The sequence below is a fragment of the Janthinobacterium sp. 75 genome (assembly GCF_004365495.1).
Classification (GTDB): domain Bacteria; phylum Pseudomonadota; class Gammaproteobacteria; order Burkholderiales; family Burkholderiaceae_D; genus Janthinobacterium.
Window position 1 is genome coordinate 907,651 of the sequence record NZ_SORD01000001.1, and the last position, 20,515, is coordinate 928,165.

The 20,515-nt window shown below is 58.5% G+C and carries 17 protein-coding genes; 5 read left to right on the forward strand and 12 right to left on the reverse strand.

Annotated features, from left to right (window positions below; translation table 11 throughout):
• Window positions 1–66: 66 nt before the first annotated feature.
• The 4 genes from C8C89_RS04290 to C8C89_RS04305 form a co-directional block, all read right to left on the reverse strand.
• On the reverse strand, window positions 67–1,275 hold the full coding sequence (locus tag C8C89_RS04290; RefSeq protein ID WP_101483353.1) for an ABC transporter substrate-binding protein: 1,209 nt from the start codon (window positions 1,273–1,275) through the stop codon (window positions 67–69).
• A 70-nt stretch (window positions 1,276–1,345) separates the two neighbouring features.
• The gene (locus C8C89_RS04295) at window positions 1,346–2,074 is read right to left on the reverse strand and encodes an ABC transporter ATP-binding protein (protein ID WP_101483352.1); all 729 of its coding nucleotides are present in this window, start codon (window positions 2,072–2,074) and stop codon (window positions 1,346–1,348) included.
• Window positions 2,074–2,844, reverse strand: a complete 771-nt coding sequence (locus C8C89_RS04300; RefSeq protein ID WP_101483351.1) for an ABC transporter ATP-binding protein — start codon at window positions 2,842–2,844, stop codon at window positions 2,074–2,076. The genes C8C89_RS04295 and C8C89_RS04300 overlap by 1 nt, the downstream gene beginning before the upstream one ends.
• 133 nt (window positions 2,845–2,977) lie before the next feature.
• On the reverse strand, window positions 2,978–4,603 hold the full coding sequence (locus C8C89_RS04305) for a GMC family oxidoreductase N-terminal domain-containing protein (protein ID WP_133988973.1): 1,626 nt from the start codon (window positions 4,601–4,603) through the stop codon (window positions 2,978–2,980).
• 1,468 nt (window positions 4,604–6,071) lie between these two features.
• Here C8C89_RS04305 and C8C89_RS04310 point away from each other — a divergent pair.
• Window positions 6,072–6,848 (forward strand): 5'-methylthioadenosine/adenosylhomocysteine nucleosidase, encoded by a 777-nt coding sequence (locus C8C89_RS04310; RefSeq protein ID WP_133988974.1) that lies wholly within the window; start codon window positions 6,072–6,074, stop codon window positions 6,846–6,848.
• Between the two features lie 167 nt (window positions 6,849–7,015).
• Here the strand turns inward: C8C89_RS04310 and putA are convergent, their stop codons facing one another.
• Window positions 7,016–10,669, reverse strand: coding sequence for a trifunctional transcriptional regulator/proline dehydrogenase/L-glutamate gamma-semialdehyde dehydrogenase (gene putA / locus C8C89_RS04315; protein ID WP_133988975.1), 3,654 nt, complete (start codon window positions 10,667–10,669; stop codon window positions 7,016–7,018).
• Between the two features lie 207 nt (window positions 10,670–10,876).
• Between putA and C8C89_RS04320 the strand changes: the two genes are divergently transcribed.
• Together C8C89_RS04320 and C8C89_RS04325 are read left to right on the forward strand one after the other, a co-directional pair.
• Window positions 10,877–11,332, forward strand: a complete 456-nt coding sequence (locus C8C89_RS04320; protein WP_010393827.1) for an Lrp/AsnC ligand binding domain-containing protein — start codon at window positions 10,877–10,879, stop codon at window positions 11,330–11,332.
• Between the two features lie 202 nt (window positions 11,333–11,534).
• The gene (locus tag C8C89_RS04325; RefSeq protein WP_133988976.1) at window positions 11,535–13,094 is read left to right on the forward strand and encodes a methyl-accepting chemotaxis protein; all 1,560 of its coding nucleotides are present in this window, start codon (window positions 11,535–11,537) and stop codon (window positions 13,092–13,094) included.
• A gap of 53 nt (window positions 13,095–13,147) precedes the next feature.
• Here C8C89_RS04325 and C8C89_RS04330 read toward each other — a convergent pair whose 3' ends face one another.
• Complete coding sequence (locus C8C89_RS04330; protein ID WP_034752642.1) at window positions 13,148–14,128, reverse strand: LysR family transcriptional regulator; 981 nt, start codon at window positions 14,126–14,128, stop codon at window positions 13,148–13,150.
• Between the two features lie 192 nt (window positions 14,129–14,320).
• Between C8C89_RS04330 and C8C89_RS04335 the strand changes: the two genes are divergently transcribed.
• On the forward strand, window positions 14,321–14,626 hold the full coding sequence (locus tag C8C89_RS04335; RefSeq protein ID WP_101483346.1) for a hypothetical protein: 306 nt from the start codon (window positions 14,321–14,323) through the stop codon (window positions 14,624–14,626).
• A 64-nt stretch (window positions 14,627–14,690) separates the two neighbouring features.
• Here C8C89_RS04335 and C8C89_RS04340 read toward each other — a convergent pair whose 3' ends face one another.
• The 5 genes from C8C89_RS04340 to C8C89_RS04360 all read right to left on the reverse strand — a co-directional run bounded on the left by C8C89_RS04340 (window position 14,691) and on the right by C8C89_RS04360 (window position 18,035).
• Window positions 14,691–15,287 carry a chalcone isomerase family protein gene (locus C8C89_RS04340; RefSeq protein WP_101483345.1) on the reverse strand — a complete coding sequence of 199 codons (597 nt, stop codon included), beginning with the start codon at window positions 15,285–15,287 and terminating at the stop codon, window positions 14,691–14,693.
• 106 nt (window positions 15,288–15,393) lie between these two features.
• The gene (locus tag C8C89_RS04345; protein ID WP_133988977.1) at window positions 15,394–15,660 is read right to left on the reverse strand and encodes a YfhL family 4Fe-4S dicluster ferredoxin; all 267 of its coding nucleotides are present in this window, start codon (window positions 15,658–15,660) and stop codon (window positions 15,394–15,396) included.
• A gap of 14 nt (window positions 15,661–15,674) precedes the next feature.
• On the reverse strand, window positions 15,675–16,172 hold the full coding sequence (gene coaD, locus C8C89_RS04350; protein ID WP_034752633.1) for a pantetheine-phosphate adenylyltransferase: 498 nt from the start codon (window positions 16,170–16,172) through the stop codon (window positions 15,675–15,677).
• Between the two features lie 100 nt (window positions 16,173–16,272).
• A complete protein-coding gene (gene rsmD, locus C8C89_RS04355) occupies window positions 16,273–16,932 on the reverse strand; it encodes a 16S rRNA (guanine(966)-N(2))-methyltransferase RsmD (RefSeq protein ID WP_208327672.1) in 660 nt (219 codons plus the stop codon).
• A gap of 197 nt (window positions 16,933–17,129) precedes the next feature.
• Entirely contained in the window at window positions 17,130–18,035 is a 906-nt protein-coding gene (locus C8C89_RS04360; RefSeq protein ID WP_180338547.1) for a DUF6279 family lipoprotein, read from the reverse strand.
• A gap of 27 nt (window positions 18,036–18,062) precedes the next feature.
• On the opposite strand from C8C89_RS04360, the gene glmU reads away from it, so the two are divergent.
• Entirely contained in the window at window positions 18,063–19,439 is a 1,377-nt protein-coding gene (glmU, locus tag C8C89_RS04365) for a bifunctional UDP-N-acetylglucosamine diphosphorylase/glucosamine-1-phosphate N-acetyltransferase GlmU (RefSeq protein WP_133988979.1), read from the forward strand.
• A 10-nt stretch (window positions 19,440–19,449) separates the two neighbouring features.
• Here the strand turns inward: glmU and C8C89_RS04370 are convergent, their stop codons facing one another.
• On the reverse strand, window positions 19,450–20,256 hold the full coding sequence (locus C8C89_RS04370) for an ATP-binding protein (RefSeq protein WP_133988980.1): 807 nt from the start codon (window positions 20,254–20,256) through the stop codon (window positions 19,450–19,452).
• Between the last annotated feature and the right edge of the window lie 259 nt (window positions 20,257–20,515).

Here is a 20,515-nt window from a genome sequence, read left to right on the forward strand (position 1 = left end):
AAGCGAAGAGCATGCAGGACAGAGCGCCCGCGCAGCGGCGGGCTATCCGCAGGTATGGCTACAGCGTTACTTCCACAGCGAACACTTCGATTCAGCCTTGGTCACATACGCTTGCGTACCGGGCACGGTGGCAACCACCTTGTAGTAATCCCATGGGTATTTCGACTCGGATGGCTTCTTCACTTCCATCAAATACATATCGTGCACCATGCGGCCATCAGGGCGCACTTCGCCATTCTGGGTAAACATGTCGTTGATCTTGGTCTTTTTCAGATACGCCATGACTTTCTCGGTGTCATCCGTGCCGATCGCCTTGACGGCTTTCAGGTAGTTCGCCGCGGCCGAATAGTCGGCTGCCTGCAGCATCGACGGCTCTTTCTTCATCTTGGCGAAATAGCGTTTCGACCAGGCGCGCGTTTCCGCATTCAAGTCCCAGTACCAGCCGTCGGTCAGGTACATGCCTTGCGTCAGGTTCAAGCCCAGCGAATGGATGTCGTTGATGAAGATCAGCAAGCCGGCCAGCTTCATCGATTTCGTCAGGCCGAACTCGTTGGCCGCCTTGATGCTGTTGATGGCGTCGCCGCCCGCATTGGCCAGGCCCAGGATTTGCGGCTTGGCTGCCTGCGCCTGCAGCAGGAAGGAAGAAAAATCCGAGGCGCCCAGCGGATGCTTGACGCTGCCCAGCACCTTGCCTCCAGCCGCCTTGACGACCTCGGCCGTGTCCTTTTCCAGCGAATGCCCAAACGCGTAGTCGGCCGTCATGAAATACCAGCTCTTGCCGCCCTGCTTGACGATGGTGCCGCCCGTACCGCGCGCCAGCGCCACAGTGTCGTAGGCGTAATGCACGGTGTAAGGCGTACATTCTTCATTTGTCAGGCGCGAGGAGCCGGCGCCGATGGCAATAAAAATTTTCTTCTTTTCCGCCGCCACCTTGGCCATGGCCAGGCTGGCGCCGGAATTGGTGCCGCCGATCAGCATGTCGACGCCTTGCTGGTCGAACCATTCACGCGCCTTCGAGGCAGCGATGTCGGCCTTATTTTGATGGTCTGCGGAAATGAATTCCACCTTCTTGCCGGCCAGTACCACGCCGGCATCGGCGATCGCCATCTTGATGGCTTCCGCGCCACCGAGGCCGTCGACGTCGGAATACACGCCCGACATGTCGGAGATAAAACCGATCTTGATGGTGTCGCCCGACACCTGGGCGTGCGCGGCAGCGGAAAAGCCCAGTGCGCAAAGAGTGGCGGTGGCAATGGCGATAGCGTTACGTTTCATAGAGTCTCCGTTGGGATTATTGTTTGCTATTTAAACGATTGCTCGACGACGATACGGAACTACATGGGCATTACACGCCAAGCAGCTCGGTCAATACCGGCATCTTGGCTTCCAGTTCGGATGCAGCAAAAGTCTCGACGATCTGACCGTGCTCCATCACATAAAACCGGTCTGCCAGCGGTGCGGCAAACCGGAAATTCTGTTCCACCATGACGATGGTGTAACCTTTTGCTTTCAGGGTGGTAATCATGCGCGCCAGCCCTTGCACGATGACGGGCGCCAGGCCTTCGGAAATTTCATCGAGCAGCAGCAGGCGCGCGCCCGTGCGCAGGATGCGCGCCACGGCCAGCATCTGCTGTTCCCCGCCCGACAATCGCGTGCCCTGGCTATGGCGACGTTCCTGCAAATTCGGGAACATGGCATAGATTTCCTCCACTGACATGCCCTTCTCGCCGCTGGCCAGGGTCGGTGGCAGCATCAGGTTTTCCTCCGTCGACAGCGATGAAAAAATGCCACGCTCTTCGGGACAATACCCGATGCCCAGGTGGGCGATTTTGTGCGTGGGCAAACCTATCGCTTCGACGCCGTTGACTTTGATGGAGCCCGTGCGCGCCCCCGTCAAGCCCATGATGGCGCGCAAGGTGGTCGTGCGTCCGGCGCCGTTGCGGCCCAGCAAAGTTACCACTTCGCCCTGCTCCACTTTCAAATTCACGTCATGCAGGATGTGCGATTCGCCATACCAGGTGTGCAGTTGTGCAATTTCCAGCGCGGGTGCGCTGCCATTCACTTGTGTCGTCATCAATGCGCCCCTTCCAACTCGGCGTGGGTGGTGCCCATGTACGCTTCCATCACTTGCGGGTTGCGCGACACTTCCGCGTAACTGCCTTCGGCCAGCATGGCGCCGCGCTGCAGGACGGAAATCTTGTCGCAGATGCCGGAGACCACGCTCATATTGTGTTCCACCATCAAAATCGTGCGGCCAGCCGAGACCTTCTTGATCAGTTCCGTCACACGGTGCACGTCTTCGTGGCCCATGCCCTGCGTCGGCTCGTCAAGCAGCATCATTTCCGGCTCCATCGCCAAAGTGGTGGCAATTTCCAGCGCCCGCTTGCGTCCATACGGCATGTCGACCGTGATGGTGTCGGCAAACTCCGTCAGGTCGACTTCGGCCAGCAAGGCCATGGCACGGTCGTTGAGCTGGTTCAGGGAACGCTCACTTTGCCAGAAATGGAAGGAGGTGCCCAATTGGCGCTGCAAGCCGATGCGCACGTTTTGCAGCACGGACAAATGCGGGAAGACAGCGGAAATCTGAAAGGAACGGATCACGCCCATGCGGGCGATCTGGGCCGGTTTGGCGGCCGTGATGTCTTTTCCATTGAACAGGATCTGCCCGGAAGTGGGGACCAGGAATTTGGTGAGCAAGTTGAAACACGTGGTCTTGCCGGCGCCGTTAGGACCGATCAAGGCGTGGATATGGCCCCGCTCTACCTGCAGGTTCACCTCGCTCACTGCGGTGAAACCCTTGAATTCCTTGGTCAAATTTCTTGTTTCCAAGATTACGTTTGACATCGTGTCTCCTAGTTGTACTTTTTGTACTACTTAGTCATTTTTATAATACACAACTTAAATTTAACGCACAATACAGTATAACTACGGGGATTTTTCGCCAGCCAGAATGGCGCAAACCTGGGCTTTGACGCAGTCATTTCCAGGCCGCATGTATCATTTGCGCCGCTTTTTCCGCGATCATCACGGTGGGCGAGTTCGTATTACCAGAAGTAATGTAGGGCATGATGGAGGCATCGACGACGCGCAAGCCGGCCACGCCGAGCACGCGCAGCTGGCTGTCGACGACGCTCGATGCATCGCTGGCCAGGCCCATGCGGCAGGTACCCACGGGGTGAAAAATGGTGGTGCCAATCTGACTGGCCGCCTGCGCCAGTTCTTCCTCGCTCTGGAATTGCACGCCAGGCTTGTATTCCTGCGGCGCAAATTTTTTCAGGGCCGGCGCGGCGGCGATGGCCCGCGTCAGGCGCAGGGCGTCAGCTGCGACGGCGCGGTCCTGCTGCGTACTGAGGTAATTGGGCACGATGTCAGGCGCCGCATAGCTGTTGGCCGACGCGATGTGCACGTGGCCACGCGAGGTGGGGCGCAGGTTGCAGACGCTGGCCGTAAATGCGGGAAACGCGTGCAGCGGCTCGCCGAATTTGTCCAGCGACAGCGGTTGCACATGGTATTGCAGGTTCGGCGTGGCTTGCTGCGGGTCGGACTTGGCAAACGCGCCCAGCTGCGACGGCGCCATTGACATGGGCCCGCTCTGGAACAGCGCGTATTGCAAGCCTATCTGCATCTTGCCGACGATATTGCTGGCCATCACGTTCAAGGTCTTGACGCCCTGTACCTTAAAGACCATGCGCAGCTGCAAATGATCCTGCAAATTGCCGCCCACGCCGGCGGCATCGAGCACGGGAAAGATGCCATGCTGCTGCAGCAAGGCGGCCGGGCCGATGCCGGACAATTGCAGCAATTGGGGAGAACCGATGGCCCCCGCCGTCAGCAAGGTTTCCCGTTTGGCCGTCGCCTGCCACTGTGTACCGCCGCCCGTAAACACGATGCCCGTGCAGCGCGGTCCCGTTTCCGTCGTTTCCAGCAGCAGACGTTCCACGTGGCAACCCGTCATGATGGTCAGATTCGGACGCCGCGCGGCCGGTTTCAAAAACGCTTTCGAGGTATTCCAGCGTATGCCGCGGCGTTGATTGACGTCGAAATACGCGCTGCCGCTATTGTCGCCTCCATTGAAATCGCTGGTTTTCGGAATGCCGACCTGCTGCGCCGCATCGCGGAAAGCATTCAAAATATCCCAGGACAGCCGCTGTTTTTCCACGCGCCATTCCCCGCCAACACCATGGTTTTCCGAGGCGCCGCCGTAGTAATCCTCGCTTTGCTTAAATAACGGCAAGACTTTGTCCCAGCGCCAGGACACATCGTCCGTCAGGTCGGCCCAGTGGTCGTAATCGCCGGCCTGGCCCCGCATATAGATCATGCCGTTGATGGAAGAACTGCCTCCCAGCACTTTGCCGCGCGGATACATCAAGCTGCGCCCGCCCAATCCCGCGTCTGCCTGCGTGGAATACAGCCAGTCCGTGCGGGGATTTCCGATGCAATGCAGATAGCCGACGGGGATGTGGATCCACACGTAATCGTCCTTGCCGCCCGCTTCCACGAGCAAAACGTTGGCATCCTTGTCGCGTGTGAGCCGGTTGGCCAGCACGCAACCTGCCGTGCCGCCGCCCACGATGATGTAGTCGTATTCGCCTGCTGATTCCAATGAAGCTCCTTTCGGTATGCCATCAAGCTGTCGCGCGGTGTGTCTCCCCACCGCGTCCCGTTACCAGAGTCTGTCTTTCTTCACGCATGCATTGCTGTTGAGCCACATTGAGATTACCACCAGTGCCGGACCAGGGCGACATTAATCGTGGCAAGCGGTACGAGCAAGCGTCGCGGCACGCTAAAAAGCAGGGTAAAACAGGGGCTGCAAGCTGTGGATAACCGTATGGATATCCACAGGGACGATATGTGCGTAAACGAAAAAATTTTTCAGCGACGTTTTTTTGTCCAGAAACCATCCCAGGCAGATACAACGCTTACTCAGCGCTTATCCGTACGCCAAGCGATTGTTTACAAGGACAAATCAGGACTTATCCACAGAAGATGTCACCGTTAACTACTATTACTATTCTTGTATACGAACTTATTAAGGTAAACCCGACAACACGCCCTTTGCTTGCCGTTCACCGTCAACAACATCGGCAAGCCTCTCGTCAAAAAAAAGCCGGCAAGCTGCTCATGCTGTCAAAAAAAAAATCCAGCCAACAACTGAGCGACGAAAACCGGCACGGTCGGCATCACGCACACAGCACTGCCAAACCGTTGTGCAAAATACAAACGTCAACAAACCTGATCAGGCACAGGGCCAGCAGGCGATTCGATGTCGAAAAAGGGGAAATTTACAACGATTGTGGATAAGTCACTTGATATCCACAGGATGACTTGTGAGTAAACACGAAGTTATGCGCAGGCCTGCATTTTATACAATTTTGCTCCTCGCGTGATACAGCGATTATGCACGCTTTATTTTGCGCGTAAACGGTTGATCCTGTTGAAAAAAAGGGAGTTATCCACAGAAAAAACCGCGTTTACTATTACTACTATTTTTATATATAGATCTATTGTAAACCGATAAAAAAAGCGGAAGTTCGGAGATATTTCCAAAAAAGCATGCATGAAGCGTCAAAAAAAAGCCAACGACGACATCAAGACCCACTGCCAAACCGTCTGCCAGGAATCACCTCGATGCCAGCATGCGCGAAAGAACAACATTCGTGGTCGCTCAAGTTTGATTGGCAAACCAAGAACAATGCATGCACAGCACGTTAACCATGCCACTACAGCAAGAAAATCCGTGATTTCTGTTAGCCACTGTGGATAAGTGCCTGCATATCCACAGGATGAGATGTGGGAAAAGTCGATCTTTGTCCACAGCTCAATTTTTATCCCAAACAAGTCCTCGCTGGATACAATGCTTGTGCGCCTACTTTTTTGTACGCTAAGTCGATGATTTTTCGATGGTATACCGACTTATCCACAAAAAAATGGCCGTTTACTATCACTACTATTTTTATGTATACATCTTTATTTAAAACACAGAGACAAACGCGAACGGTGGAAAAGTCACCGAAATGGCTGTTTTCACCGTACAAACCGTCTTGCAATCCCAAGAAAGCTGTAAAAACAGCATGAATTCACACAAAAAAATGCGTTTAGGCATCATCAGTGCCTTGCTCGAAGAACAGCAGGGGCTGGTAGAAGCCATGCAAGGCCCCCAGAGGCGTTCGCACGGTATGCGCGACTACACCCTGGGGACCCTGTGGAATATCGACGCTGTGTGCGTCCTGTCGCGTCTGGGCAAGGTTGCCGCTGCCATGACAGCTTCCATCCTTGTGGAAAAGTACGGAGTTACCCACATCGTCTTTACCGGCGTGGCCGGCAGCGGGGATAAACAGGTGAAAGTCGGGGATATCGTGGTGGCCGAAGCATTGTTGCAACACGATATGGACGCCCGTCCCTTGTTCCCCCGCTTCGAAGTGCCGTTGACGGGACTGCAGCGCTTCGCCACGGACCTGGAACTGAGCACGCAAATGGCAGCTGCTGCGGAAGATTTCCTGCGTGATGATGTTTCCAGCGTGCTGAAGGCGTCCGATATCGTGCAATTTGGCTTGCAGCATGCGCAAGTCCACCGTGGTCTGATCGCCAGCGGCGACCAGTTCATCAGCAGCGCCGCGCATATGAACCAGCTGAAAGCGGATATTCCCGATTTGCTGGCCGTCGAAATGGAAGGCGCCGCCGTGGCGCAAGTGTGTTTTGAACTGGGCGTGCCATTTACCGTCATGCGCACCATTTCCGACAACGCCAACGAAGAGGCCGCCGTCGACTTCATGCGTTTCGTGCAGACCGTCGCCTCGCCGTACGCGTTTACGGTGATTCAGCAGCTATGCCAGCGCCTGGCTGCTTGATCCTTGAACTGGCGGTGCATAAAAAAAGGGCAGAACCACTGGTTCTGCCCTTCTTATTTCAAAACAAAGGAGCCTGAAAAATGTTCAGGGACAGGCGCATTGCCGCAGGCAGTACGAATGTACGGCCAGGCAAGGCAACAACGCCATGGACTTTTTCTCAGGATCCTTTAGACACTCAGCATCATTAAACTTGCATTTCCGCCTGCTGCCGTTGTATTCACGCACAGCGCGCGCTCAGCGACCAGGCGCCACAGGGGGATGACACCCTCCTGCGTGGTGGCGATAGTGCTCACCAGGGCCCCTTCCCGGGCCGCCAGCAGCGGTTTGAGCTGGCCATCGAGGCCAGGCTCGATCATGGCGATCTGGAAATCATGCTGGACCGCATCCAGGCTGCTGACGACCTGGATGCGGTCCTTCAGCGCTGCCGGCAAGTCGCCCGGGATCAGATCCAGCGCTTGCGCCAGCACCAGGGCCAGGTTGCCGGTGGCCAGGACTGCTGCCAGCTGGTTCATCAAGGTGCCGGAGGTGGCCGCCGCGCACAAAATCGTGCCGCGTGCGGCAAAGCTCAGGGTATTGCGCTCGCCAGTCGGGCCTGGCAAGACAGTGGTGCTGCCCAGCAAGGTGGTGCGTGCGTATTCCTGCGCCAGTTGCTCGACCTTGTCGTGGCCATGCATCTTCGCCCACACGGTCAGCGCGTCGAGTGCTGGCGGCGCATGACGCTGGTGCTGCGTGCCGGGCGCCGCATTGCGCTGCAGGCGTTTCAGGTACAGGGGCCCGCCCGCCTTGGGACCAGTTCCCGATTTGCCTTCGCCGCCGAACGGCTGCACGCCGACGACGGCGCCAACGATGTTGCGGTTCACATAAATATTGCCCACGTGCGCGCGTTTGGTGATGAAATCGATGGTTTCATCGATGCGCGTATGGATGCCCAGGGTCAAACCGTAACCGCTGTCGTTGATCGATTGCACCAGTTGCGGCAATTCGGAGCGCTTGTAGCGGATCACGTGCAGCACGGGACCGAAAACTTCTTGCGTCAATTGCGCCAGCGACTTGATTTCCAGCACGGTCGGGGCGACGAACGTGCCTTTGACGGTGGGCAAATCGAGCGAATAATGGTCGATGGCCACGGTTTTCATCTTGTTGATGTGCGCCAGCAGATTGCTTTGCGCTTCCGCATCGATGACGGGACCGATATCGGTGGCCAGGCGGTCAGGATTGCCAACGCGCAATTCCTGCATGGCGCCCTTGAGCATGTGGATGGTCTTGTCGGCGATTTCCGTTTGCAGGAACAGCACGCGCAAGGCCGAGCAACGCTGGCCGGCGCTGTCAAAGGCCGACGACATCACGTCCTGGACCACTTGTTCCGGCAAGGCGGACGAATCGACGATCAGTGCATTCTGGCCGCCCGTTTCGGCGATCAGTGGAATGTCGATACTTTCAGCCACGGCCCTCGCGGCCAGGTTGCGGTTGATCAATTGCGCCACTTCTGTCGAGCCCGTGAAAATCACGCCTTTCACGCGCGCGTCATTGCACAGGCCGGCGCCAACGATTTCGCCGCTACCGGGCAAAAATTGCAGCGCGCCCCGCGGCACGCCCGCCGCATGCAGCAGTTGCACGGCGCGGTGGGCGATCAGCGGCGTTTGCTCGGCCGGCTTGGCCAGCACCACGTTGCCCGCCGCCAGCGCGGCGGCCAGCTGGCCCGTAAAAATGGCCAGCGGGAAATTCCACGGGCTGATGCAGGTGACGGGACCGAGGGCCAGGGTAGCCGGCGCATGTTCCACCTGCGCCGCGTAATAGCGCAGGAAGTCGACGGCTTCGCGGATTTCGGCGATTGCGTTCGGCAAGGACTTGCCTGCCTCACGCACGGCCAGGGCCATCAGCTCGATATGGTGCTCTTCGAACAGGTCGGCCGCGCGTTGTAATGCTTGTGCGCGGATCGACGGTTCCGTTGTTTGCCAGTCCATGGCGTACGCGCTGGCGCTGGCCAGCGCCGTTTCCACGTCGGCCGGACCGGCTTCCATGACTTTGCCCACGACATCGTCGTGCTGGGCCGGATTGTGCAGCATGTGCGCGGGGCCATTCAGGCTGACGGCGCCGTCGATCAGCGGCGCTGCCTGCCATTGCTGCTGCTGCGCCAGGCCGGTGGCCAGGGTGCGCAAGGTGTCTTCATTCGACAGGTCCAGGCCGGCCGAGTTCTTGCGCTCGCTGCCAAACATGTCCAGCGGCAGTGGAATCGAGGGGTGCGGCAAGCCGCCCTGCAGGCGCGCCAGCTCCAGGGGGTCGCGGATCAGGCTATCGATGGCCACGCTTTCGTCGACGATCTGGTTGACGAACGACGAGTTGGCGCCGTTTTCCAGCAAGCGGCGCACCAGGTAGGCCAGCAGGGTTTCGTGCGAGCCGACGGGAGCGTAGATGCGGCACGGCTTGTCCAGGTTGTCGGGGCCGACGACCTGGTCGTACAGGGTTTCGCCCATGCCGTGCAGGCACTGGAATTCGTAGTCGGTAATGCCATCGCGCTTCGCCCAGGTATAAATGGTCGACAGGGTTTGCGCGTTGTGCGTGGCAAATTGCGGATAGATCAGGCTGCTGGCAGCCAGCAGTTTTTGCGCGCACACGAGGTAAGAGACGTCCGTGTAAACCTTGCGCGTGTAGACGGGATAGCCTTCCTGGCCATCGACTTGCGCACGTTTGACTTCCGCATCCCAATACGCGCCCTTGACCAGGCGCACCATGAACTTGCGGCCGCTGCGGCGCGCCAGGTCGATCAGGAAATCGATGGCGAAGGGGCAGCGCTTTTGATACGCCTGCACCACGTAGCCGATGCCGTCGAAGCCGGCCAGGTCCGCATCGAAGGCCAGTGCTTCCATCAGGTCGAGCGACAGTTCCAGCCGGTCTGTTTCTTCCGCATCGATGTTGAAGCCGATGTTGTACTGTTTGGCCAGCAGCAGCAGCGCTTTGACTTTCGGCAGCAATTCTTCCATGACGCGGGCGCGCTGGGCGCGGCTGTAGCGCGCGTGCAGGGCCGACAGTTTCACGGAAATGCCGGGGCCGTTGCGGATGCCGCGCCCGTTCGAGGCCTTTCCGATGGCATGGATTGCCGTTTCGTATGAGGCGTAGTAATTGGCCGCATCCTGCTGTGTCAGGGCAGCCTCGCCCAGCATGTCGTACGAGTAACGGTAGCCGCGCGTTTCATTCTCGCGGCTGTTTTTCAACGCTTCCTCGATGGTCTGGCCCGTCACGAACTGGTTGCCCAGCATGCGCATGGCCAGGTCGACGCCCTTGCGTATCAGCGGTTCGCCGCCCTTGGCGATGAGCTTGGTCATGGCCGAACCGAGGCCCGATTCGCTGCTGGTACTGACCAGTTTTCCCGTGATCAGCAAGCCCCAGGTGGCGGCATTGACGAACAGTGACGGCGATTCGCCCAGATGCTTGCGCCAGTCGCCCTTGCTGATTTTGTCGGCGATCAGGCGGTCGGCCGTTTGACTGTCGGGTATACGCAACAGCGCTTCAGCCAGACACATCAATGCAACACCCTCTTCCGACGACAGCGAGAACTCGTGCATCAGTGCATCGACGCCCGATGCGCGCGTGCGTTTTTGGCGCACGTTCGAGACCAGGCGGTGCGCCAGCGCTTGTCCCTCGGCCGTCGTTTCGGTACTGCTGGGGCGGACTTGTTGCAACAGCCATTGCACGGCTGAAACCTCATCGCGCCTATAGGCGGCGGTGATGGCGGCGCGTTGTGGTGTCGCTTCGGGCAGGATTTCCGCCTGGAACGCAGCAAAAGGAATCGGGGTAAAAGCCGAGGGGCCTGCAGGGTGCATAAGTGCTCTTTACAAGGAAAAAGGGGACGAAAACTGACGTAATTCTTGCTCTTTTTTGGTGCAAAAAAATACAGAAAGTCGGACGTTAAGATGATTCGATTGTAAAGGGGATTCTTATGGATTAATTCTGGTAATACAGGGGGCTAGCAATAGATAGTTTTTGATGCGACAATTTAACCAAATAATATTAATTTGGGGGTGATGGTAATGCTGGACAAGATCAGTAAGAAAATCTTGATGGAATTGCAGAGTGATGGACGCATCAGCAATGTGGAGCTGGCCGCGCGCGTGAACCTGTCGCCTGCCGCCTGCCTGGAGCGCGTGCGCAAGTTGCACGAATCCGGTTACATCATGGGCTATACGGCCCAGTTGAACCCGCAACTGCTCGACGTCTCGCTGCTGGTGTTCATCGAAGTGGTGCTCGATCGCACGACGCCGGAAGTGTTCGACGCCTTCAAGCATAGCGTACAAATCATTCCAGAGGTACTGGAATGTCATATGGTGGCTGGCGGTTTCGATTACCTGGTCAAGGCACGTGTCAAGGACATGGCTGCCTACCGCGAATTCCTCGGCAAGACCTTGCTGCAGAAAGGTGTGCGGGAAACCCACACTTATGCCGTCATGGAAGAGGTCAAAAACACCACGAAATTGCCAATTAAGTGACCTCGGTGTAGCCAGCCCACTTTTCTGATTGAGCTATCGGAACAAATGTTGTAGGGTGGAACTACAATTCTGCTACCCGGTAGCCGCCTGAAACGCCGCGCAGACGTTACGTTCAGGGTGCAAGGTGGGCAATCGTGCCCACCCGCATACGGTTACAGCACGTCCCCGCGGGGACGTGACGGGTTCGCGCAGCGGGGGACAAATGAAGCAGTTGCAGCATCAGCTGGTGCGTTTCTTTGTATTCACGATCCTGGCCATGGCCGTTGCCTGCTGCCTGGCCTATCTGCTGCTGCTATCGGGCGGCGATCATCCTTATCTGATTGCCTGCGTGGCGGCCGCCATTGGCGCCGCGCTGCTGGCGTTCGCCAGCCGTCGGCGCGGCGAGCCGGGCTTGCACCAGTTCGCCGATACGGTGGGCAACGCCATCGATGCCATCATGATAGGCGCGGCGGAAACCTCGTATTTTGTCGATTCCGTCAAACAGAAGGTGGAACTCGATGTGCGCACGGCAAGCGACATCGCCGACAGTTCCGCACAAAATGCCATGATGACGGAAAAGATCGCCGCCAACGCGGAACGGGCCGCCAAGGTAGCCGCTGGCGTGCGCGTGGAAAGCGTGGCGGCACGGGCCGAAGTGGATCAGGGCTTGCGCCGCATCAATAACGCACGCGAAGAAGCGCAAGGCGCCTCCAGCACAATGCTGAGCTTGCAGGAAAAATCCAAACGCATCACAGGCTTTACGGAAGCCATTTCCGATATTTCCGCGCGCACCAACTTGCTGGCGCTGAACGCCGCCATCGAGGCCGCGCGCGCCGGTGAACATGGACGCGGTTTTGCCGTGGTGGCCGGTGAAGTGCGGCAACTGGCGCAGCGCACCAAGGAAGCCTCCGATGAAATCAGCGTGATGGTGCGCGAAATCAATGAACAGTCAGAAAAAGCGGCGCGTGGCATGAGTTCGCTGGCGGCGGGCGTGACGGAAGCGGCGCGCAATGTGGAAAGCGTGCATGCCTCGCTCAGCCACATCGAAGAATCGTCGGGCGTATCGGAAGACGCTATCGGGCAAATTGCCCGCGCCTCGCGCGAACATGTCGACACCACGCAGCTGATCGCCGACGCCATCCTGCAAATCCGCGACAGCATGCTGTCGACGAATGCCGAATTGCCACGCGCCACGCAGTCGGCCATGGCCCTGGCCGAGCGCGCTGAAGTAATCGCCAGCGCCCTTGGTGAATCGAGCGTGGCCACGCCGCACGACGAGATCCGCGAGGCGGCCCAGCGCGCCGCGCGGGATGTGGGCAAACTGTTCGAGCAAGCCATCGCATCGGGGCGCATTACGCGCGAAGCCCTGTTCGACCGCCACTACCGCCCCATCCCGAACACCAATCCGCCCAAGCACAACACGAAGTTCGACGCGTTTACGGACAAGGTGCTGCCCGATCTGCAGGAAGGCCTGCTGGCCGCCCTGCCCCATCTGGCGTATGCGGGCGCCGTCGACAACAATGGATACTTTCCAACGCACAACAAGAAGTTTTCCCAGCCGCTGACGGGCGACTATGCGACCGATATGGTGAATAACCGCACCAAGCGCATCTTCAGCGACCGCACGGGGGCGCGCTGCGGCAGCAATACCAAGCCCTTCCTGTTGCAGACCTATAAACGCGACACGGGCGAAGTCATGCACGATTTATCCGTGCCGATTCACGTCGATGGCAAGCACTGGGGCGGCTTCAGAATTGGTTACCGCTCCAGCAGCCACGCATGAAAAAAAACGCCTGATGATTCATCAGGCGTTTTTTTCAGGTTCCGGCAGATAATTTATTCAATATGCGGTTTGGGCGCTACGCCGCCGCCTGCCGCCGTGGCCGTGCGCAGAGTGGGCGTGTTCATGCTTTCCAGATGATTACGCAGCCATTTGTGGGCAGGGCTGCGCGCGTCGCGTTCGTGCCACAGCATGTCCAGGTGAACGGCCGGCAGGGTCAATGGCAAATCCTTGTACAGCAGGGACTCCGTCATGCCCGTCGAGGCGATCAGGTGGCGCGGCAAGACGGTGATCAGGTCGGAATTGGCCACTACCCGTCCGGCCGTGAAGAACTGGTTGACCGTTAGCAAGATGCGTCGTTCGCGGTGGATCTGTGACAGCGCCTCGTCGATCAAGCCATGCGCGCGGCCGGAAAAGCTCACCAATAAATGGTTTGCCGCGCAATAGTTATCCAAGGTCAATTCCTTGTCGGCCAGCGGGTGACCGCGCCGCATCACGCATACATACTTGCCGGAATACAAGCGCTCGTGGCGGATGGGCGAACCCGTTTCGCTCGACAATTGCGCCGCCACGCCGGGAAAGAAGCCCACGGCCAGGTCGATATCGCCGCGTAGCAACATGGGCCGCGGTTCACGCGTGGTCAGCGGCATCATGCGCACGTTGACGCCCGGTGCTTCCCGTTCGATCGAACGCATCAGCGAGGGCAGCCAGAAGGCGGCCGTCGCATCGGCCATGGCCATGCGGAAGGTGGCATGCGTCTTCGATACGTCGAAGGTTTCCGGCGTGACGGCCGCTTCCAGGCTGGCCAGGGCCGAGCGCACGGACGGCCACAGCGCTTCGGCACGGGGCGTGGGTTTCACGCCATACGCCGTGCGGATCAGCAATTCGTCACCCAGGCTCTCGCGCAGGCGTTTGATGGCGTTCGATACCGCCGGCTGCGTCATCGCCAGGTGGCCGGCTGCGCGCGTCAGGTTTTGTTCCGTCATGACGGCGTCGAAAACACGCAGCAAGTTCAGATCCAGCGTCAGAAAACTCATGGAAAGCCCAAGATAAAAGTTGAATTGATTACTTAAGAGTGTAAACCGCGCCGGACGCGAATATTTTCACTCGTCAAAAAATATTACAGTTTTCCATTCACGATTCATATAATTGGTATCAAGAAATGGAATTAGATTTATATGTTGCACTGCACTATAGTACTGGCAAATTCTATAATGCACTGGAACAGTATGTCTACCTTCGCCTCCGCCCTGTACGCAGTATCCGCACCCGTGCTGGAGATTTCCCTGCTGAACGCCCTGCAACTCGTGCTGGTGATCGTGGCCGTGGGCGCCTTCGCCCTGCTGTTCAAGCCTTTGCTGGTGGGTATCGCCCGCGCCATGGTGCTGGTGGTGCGTCCCAAGCTGAGCCGCGAAGAGCGCCTGGCGCGCCAGCAGATGCGCGAAGCGCAAGCTTTGAAACGCACCTTGGGCAAGATGGATGGCGTGTCGCCCAGCAATGCCGCCGAATTGCGCGCCCTGTCGACGCGCGCCTGAGCGATAAACGGTTGCAGCATGACAAGCCGGCGTGAGCCGGCTTTTTTTACGCCCGCGTTTTTGTTCAGGCCACGTCGCCCAGCAAATGGGCGCGCAACAAGGTGTCGGCCGGATGGGCGCCGATCCAGATCTTCAGCAGCGCATTGTAAAAGGCCAGTTCCGGTACCGTGTCGCCCACCTGCTTGCCATTCAGCTTGCACAGGGTTCCCTCTTCCGGCAGCCAGTCCACCGTCAGGATGTCACCCTTTTTCAGGCCGGGCACCATGGCGAACATGGCGCCGAACTGCATCGTCTGGCTCAGCAGGCGCGTGCGGTCGGCCTGGTCGGAACTGCGCTTCAAGCCTTGCATGAAGGCTAGACCCAGCTCGTCGGAAGTGATGTCGCGCAGCATGACGATTTCGAGACGGCGCGGCCCGGGCAGCGCCAGGATGTCGGCCAGCTGGGTTTTCTTTTCCGGCAGGTACAGCGCAATCGTGTAGACCTTGAAGATGACCTTGTAGCGCACGCCTGCGCCGTTGAGTTTCAATTCGCGGCTGGCCAGCTGCACCGTGTCGTCCAGCTTGACGCCGCCTACCTCAATGGCCAGCGCCGCTTGCGCCAGGCCGGCGCACAGGCAGGCACAAGCCAGGGTGCGGCCCAAACGGGATGTGCTTATTTGCATCTTCTACCTCCGTGGAAACCATGGGCTGTGGATAAGTCAGCACACAGTGTAGAACAGTTGGCAAAAGAGGGCCGCGCGGGGCGGCGGTGAGGAGGACGAAGAGCGCTTAGGCCTTGGCCGCAGGCAGTTCCGCCTGCAGGCGTTCGTACTTGGCCATCAATTGCTCCGGGCTTTCGCGCCAGGCGGGATTGAAGGGGATGCAGCTGACGGGGCACACTTGCTGGCATTGCGGCTCGCCAAAATGCCCCACGCATTCGGTGCACTTGTTGGGATCGATTTCGTAGATTTCTGCGCCCATGTAGATCGCGTCATTCGGGCACTCGGGCTCGCAAATGTCGCAATTGATGCATTCGTCTGTGATCAGTAATGCCATGATTTCACTCTTACTTATTGCGATGATGCCGCGTTGGCGGCAATCTTGTTTTGCAGCCAGCGGTTCACCGAGGGGAAGACAAACTTGGAGACATCGCCGCCCAGCGCCGCGATTTCGCGCACGATGGTGCCCGAAATGAACTGGTACTGGTCGGACGGTGTCAGGAACATGGTTTCGACATCGGGCAGCAGGTAGCGGTTCATGCCCGCCATCTGGAATTCGTATTCGAAGTCGGAGACGGCACGCAAGCCGCGCACGATGACCCTAGCTTCATGCTTGCGCACGAAATCCTTGAGCAGGCCGGAAAAGCTTTCCACTTGCACATTCGGATAGTGGCCGAGTACTTCGTTGGCGATTTCCAGGCGTTCGTCGAGCGAGAAAAACGGTTGCTTGTTCTTGCTGTCGGCCACACCGACGATCAGCTTGTCAAACAGACCCGATGCGCGGCGCACCAGATCTTCATGACCGCGTGTGAGTGGATCGAATGTTCCTGGATAAACGGCTACAACCATTGCGGCTCCCTAACGATGCACCAATATAGACGGGCATTATGCCTGAAATTGGTGCTGCGCCTCGGGCCAGGGAGCCTTTTTGCCTAATTTATAGGCAGATTCAGGCAGTTGCCGTCACTTTGTTGTAAGTTAGCAAATGATAATAAACGGTACCCGCTTTGTCGGCACGGATGACTTCCCACGGCGCCATCCACTCGGGTTTTTCCAATTCGCTGCTGTCGTCGAAGACCAGCGGCAAGCCCGATTCCGCGTAAATCATGCCGCCTTCCTTGAGCAAGTTGGCGCACAAGGGCAATACCTTGGCCAGAAAATCCTGCTGGTAGGGCGGGTCGAGGAAGATCAGGTCGAAACGCTGGCCGCGCGATGCCAGGCCTTGCGCCGTCAGCAGGGCGTCGCCGCGCAGCAGCTGCACGTTGTCGGCGCGCAACTTCGCCTTGTTCTCTTCCAGCTGGCGGATCACGGGTGTATGCGTGTCGACCATGGTGACGGCGGCGGCGCCGCGGCTGGCCGCTTCAAAGCCCAGTGCGCCACTGCCCGCGAACAGATCCAGCACCTGGGCGTTGGCCCAGTTGCCATCGCGCAAGTGGTTGATCCAGTTGAACACGGTTTCGCGCACGCGGTCCGGCGTCGGGCGCAAGCCCAGTGCCTGCAAAACAGGCAGCACGGAGCGCTTCCACTGGCCGCCGATGATGCGTACCTGGTTCGGTGGCGGCGCGTGGTGGACGGGGACTTTGGCGGGTTTCTTAATTTTCTTTTGCATGGGCATTTAGAACACCTAACAAAACCTACTGTGCGTCGCGATTTGCGGCCTGCGATGCTCACTGTGCATTCGCACAGCTGCGCTTCTTAGCCACAACTCACTGCCGCTCGCTACGGTTTTGCTAGGCGTTCCATTTTTTCAATTCGATGGCGGCCACTATAGCATATGGCCCCATCCCCCCTGCTGGCGCTGCCGGTCTATTTGGGCTGTGTGGCCAGGGAATTGAAATCGTCGATCCAGCCCTGCATGCGCTTGACGGCGTGGGCCTTTTGCGTTGGCGTGGCGATCTTGATCACCGTCAAGACCATTTGCGCAGTGCTCGCTTCGTAGCTGTCAAAAAATGCCTTGCGCTCCGAGTGTTCCAGGCGCTCGAAACTGTCCTTGATCAGGCTTGCGATCAAGGCCGCAGCCGCTTCCTTGCCGAGTTTTTCCTGGTGGACTTTCTTGACCAGGTTCAATACGTTCTGCTGGCGCCGCATGCGTTCGTCGAGCCAGATGTCATTGTTCAGCGGACGCGCGTCGGACGCTTTACGTATGATGGCCTCCTGCTCGCTGCTGAAGCTGCCGAACCACAGTTCGAATTGCTCCATGGCTTTCTTGTAGCGCAATTTCTGGCGCTTCTCCTGGTCGCCACTCAGGTATTTCTTGCGGTAATCCTCATTGTTCGACTTGAACTTCTTTTCCATCTGCGCAATTTGCTCGGGCTTGAGCGAACGCGCCAGGTCGGCCAGCTCGGGCGCCGCCTTCAGCAGCAGCGCCTGGGTGCGCTGCTTGATCTCGCTGTAGTCGCTCATCAGGTCCGCCTGCGTGATATTGCCTTGCAGCTGCTTCTGGCCCGTGCGCAGGATTTCCACATAGTCCTTCAATTGCGTCTTGCGGTGCCAGTCGAACAGCTTGTCGATATCATCGCGCACCCAGCCCTTCTGATCGCGGTCCAGGTCGACATACGCGTTCAGCCACCAGTACAACACGGTATCGCCATTGTTATAGGCCAGGCGCAAGCCGCTGCAGCCGGCCATGACGACGAGCATGATGGCAAGCACGGCATAAGTAAAACGGCCAAAGGGCGTGGAAGACGGGGCCTGCGTGTTAAACTTTTTCATATTCTTAACTTATAAAAATAACCGTCTATGAACGTTGTCATTCTCGCTGCCGGTATGGGCAAACGCATGCAGTCGGCACTGCCCAAGGTATTGCATCCTTTGGCTGGCAAGCCGCTGTTGTCGCACGTCATCGACACGGCGCGCGGCCTGGCGCCGTCCCGATTATGCGTGATTTACGGGCATGGGGGCGCAGCGGTGCTGAAGTTGCTTGATGGCTACAAGACGAACCATGGCCTGGCGATTGATGCTGCCGAGCAAACGCAGCAGCTGGGCACGGGGCATGCCGTGCAGCAAGCCGTGTCCTTGCTGGACGACAGCGTGCCCACCCTGATCCTGTACGGCGATGTGCCGCTGACCAGCGCCGCCTCCCTGCAGCAACTGGTGCAGGCGGCCGGTAACGACAAGTTGGCCATCCTGACCGTGGAACAGGACGATCCGTTTGGCCTGGGCCGCATCGTGCGCGACAACGGCGCCATCGTGCGCATCGTCGAGGAAAAGGATGCTTCCCCAAGCGAGCGCGCCATCCGCGAGATCAACAGCGGCATCATGGTCGCGCCCACCGTGGCCCTGAAGCAATGGCTGTCGGCCTTGTCGAATGACAATGCCCAAGGAGAATACTATCTGACCGATATCGTCGCCCAGGCCGTCGCCGATGGCGTGGCCGTCACCTCGGCACATCCGGCTGCCGTGTGGGAAGTGGCGGGCGTCAACAGCAAGGTGCAACTGGCCCAACTGGAACGCATCCACCAGAACAATATCGCGCAAGCGCTGCTGGAACGGGGCGTGACCTTGCTTGACCCGGCCCGCATCGACGTGCGTGGCGAACTCATTTGTGGCCGCGATGTCACCATCGACGTTGGCTGCGTGTTCGAAGGCAGAGTGGAACTGGGCGATGGCGTGCGCGTGGGCGCCAACAACGTCATCATCAATGCCACCGTGGCCGCTGATGCGCACATCAAGCCGTTTTGCCATATTGAGGACGCGGTCGTCGGCGGCGCTTCCATCATTGGCCCTTACGCGCGCCTGCGCCCGGGAACGGTCCTGGCGGAAGACGTGCATATCGGCAACTTCGTTGAAGTGAAGAACAGCCAGGTCGCCGCGCACAGCAAGGCCAACCACCTGGCCTACATCGGCGACGCCACCATCGGCTCGAAGGTCAACATCGGCGCCGGTACCATCACCTGCAACTACGATGGCGTGAATAAATTCCGCACGGTCATCGAAGACGACGTTTTTATCGGCAGCGACAGCCAGCTGATCGCGCCCGTTACCGTCGGCAAAGGCGCTACCCTGGGTGCCGGCACGACTTTGTCGAAAGATGCACCGGCCGGCAAGCTGACGGTCTCGCGCGCGCGCCAAGTAACCATCGACGGCTGGACGCGCCCCGTGAAAATCAAGAAGTAAGCGGTACCGTTCACTTTTGCACACAGGCAGGCCTCGCGGCCTGCCTTTTTTTGTGGATAACTATGTGGGTAAGCCGCTGCACAAGTAGCGAATAAGCCTGTGTGCAAGCCCGTGCATAAGCTGTTGGCAAGTTTCTCCCTGGCACCTGGCATGCGCCCCTCACTCCCTTTTCCTTCGATTTGTAGCTCGCTGCCAGCGCCGCAGCGGCGTTTACTCCTCTATTGTGGATAAGTCTGTGCGTAAGCCTGCGGACAAGCGCTGGATAGTCTGGGTACAAGTTGGGATAACTGCTTTTCATCGCCGCCTTTCCATATGCTGCCGTGGATAAACCTGTGGAAAAGCGCGTGAATAGGCGGTGGATAGCATGTGGGCAAGTGCTGCAGTCGATCAGAACAGGCCTGGCGACATATTGCTCGGGCATTTCACTGCGGCCCGCCCGGTTCACGCCTGCCCCGGCGCCGGGATACACGGCGATGCGCTGTACCCAGTACAGGCCCAATCCTGCACCAGGCTTGTGCTGGGCGATGTGGCCGCGGCAGTATTTCTGGTGCAGGCGCGGGATTTCATCGGCAGGCAGGAGTTCGCCCGCATTGCTGACGACGATGTGTACGCGGCCGTCATCGAGCGTGGCGTCTTGCACGCGAATCGCCTGGGCCTGCGGCGCATGCCGGTCAGCATTGCTGAGCAGCTTACGCAGGGCCACGCGCAGCAGGCTGGCCTCGGCTTGTGCCCTGTGCTTGGCGCAGCGCCGCCTGGACACCCAGATCAGCCGTTTGCGCCGCAAGGCCGAGCTGGCCACCGGCATGACCTTGCCCATCAATACCGCACGCAATGCCGGTTACCGGTTTCATGCCGACGTGCAAGTGCATTTCTGAACGTATCCTCGCCACCGGTTGGTGGCTGTGGATAAATCTGTCGATAAGTGGTGCGTAAGCCTGTTGGCAAGCTGTGTGAAAGCGGTGTAAAAGTCACCGTGGCAATACCTTGCTCTGAGGGCATGCGTGAGCGGCACTGCTTTGTCGGGCACGGTGTCATCCAGACTGGACATTACTGGAGAAAAATCCCCGTGCCATCGC

What these genes read in the sequence shown, in the direction of transcription:
- C8C89_RS04345 (WP_133988977.1), bottom strand. Translation starts at nt 15,660, where the DNA reads ATGGCATTACTGATCACAGACGAATGCATCAATTGCGACATTTGCGAG.
- C8C89_RS04310 (WP_133988974.1), top strand. Translation starts at nt 6,072, where the DNA reads ATGAATTCACACAAAAAAATGCGTTTAGGCATCATCAGTGCCTTGCTC.
- putA (WP_133988975.1), bottom strand. Translation starts at nt 10,669, where the DNA reads ATGCACCCTGCAGGCCCCTCGGCTTTTACCCCGATTCCTTTTGCTGCG.
- C8C89_RS04370 (WP_133988980.1), bottom strand. Translation starts at nt 20,256, where the DNA reads ATGGGCAAGGTCATGCCGGTGGCCAGCTCGGCCTTGCGGCGCAAACGG.
- C8C89_RS04295 (WP_101483352.1), bottom strand. Translation starts at nt 2,074, where the DNA reads ATGACGACACAAGTGAATGGCAGCGCACCCGCGCTGGAAATTGCACAA.
- C8C89_RS04325 (WP_133988976.1), top strand. Translation starts at nt 11,535, where the DNA reads ATGAAGCAGTTGCAGCATCAGCTGGTGCGTTTCTTTGTATTCACGATC.
- C8C89_RS04360 (WP_180338547.1), bottom strand. Translation starts at nt 18,035, where the DNA reads ATGAAAAAGTTTAACACGCAGGCCCCGTCTTCCACGCCCTTTGGCCGT.
- rsmD (WP_208327672.1), bottom strand. Translation starts at nt 16,932, where the DNA reads ATGCAAAAGAAAATTAAGAAACCCGCCAAAGTCCCCGTCCACCACGCG.
- C8C89_RS04300 (WP_101483351.1), bottom strand. Translation starts at nt 2,844, where the DNA reads ATGTCAAACGTAATCTTGGAAACAAGAAATTTGACCAAGGAATTCAAG.
- C8C89_RS04320 (WP_010393827.1), top strand. Translation starts at nt 10,877, where the DNA reads ATGCTGGACAAGATCAGTAAGAAAATCTTGATGGAATTGCAGAGTGAT.
- coaD (WP_034752633.1), bottom strand. Translation starts at nt 16,172, where the DNA reads ATGGTTGTAGCCGTTTATCCAGGAACATTCGATCCACTCACACGCGGT.
- C8C89_RS04290 (WP_101483353.1), bottom strand. Translation starts at nt 1,275, where the DNA reads ATGAAACGTAACGCTATCGCCATTGCCACCGCCACTCTTTGCGCACTG.
- C8C89_RS04330 (WP_034752642.1), bottom strand. Translation starts at nt 14,128, where the DNA reads ATGAGTTTTCTGACGCTGGATCTGAACTTGCTGCGTGTTTTCGACGCC.
- glmU (WP_133988979.1), top strand. Translation starts at nt 18,063, where the DNA reads ATGAACGTTGTCATTCTCGCTGCCGGTATGGGCAAACGCATGCAGTCG.
- C8C89_RS04335 (WP_101483346.1), top strand. Translation starts at nt 14,321, where the DNA reads ATGTCTACCTTCGCCTCCGCCCTGTACGCAGTATCCGCACCCGTGCTG.
- C8C89_RS04340 (WP_101483345.1), bottom strand. Translation starts at nt 15,287, where the DNA reads ATGCAAATAAGCACATCCCGTTTGGGCCGCACCCTGGCTTGTGCCTGC.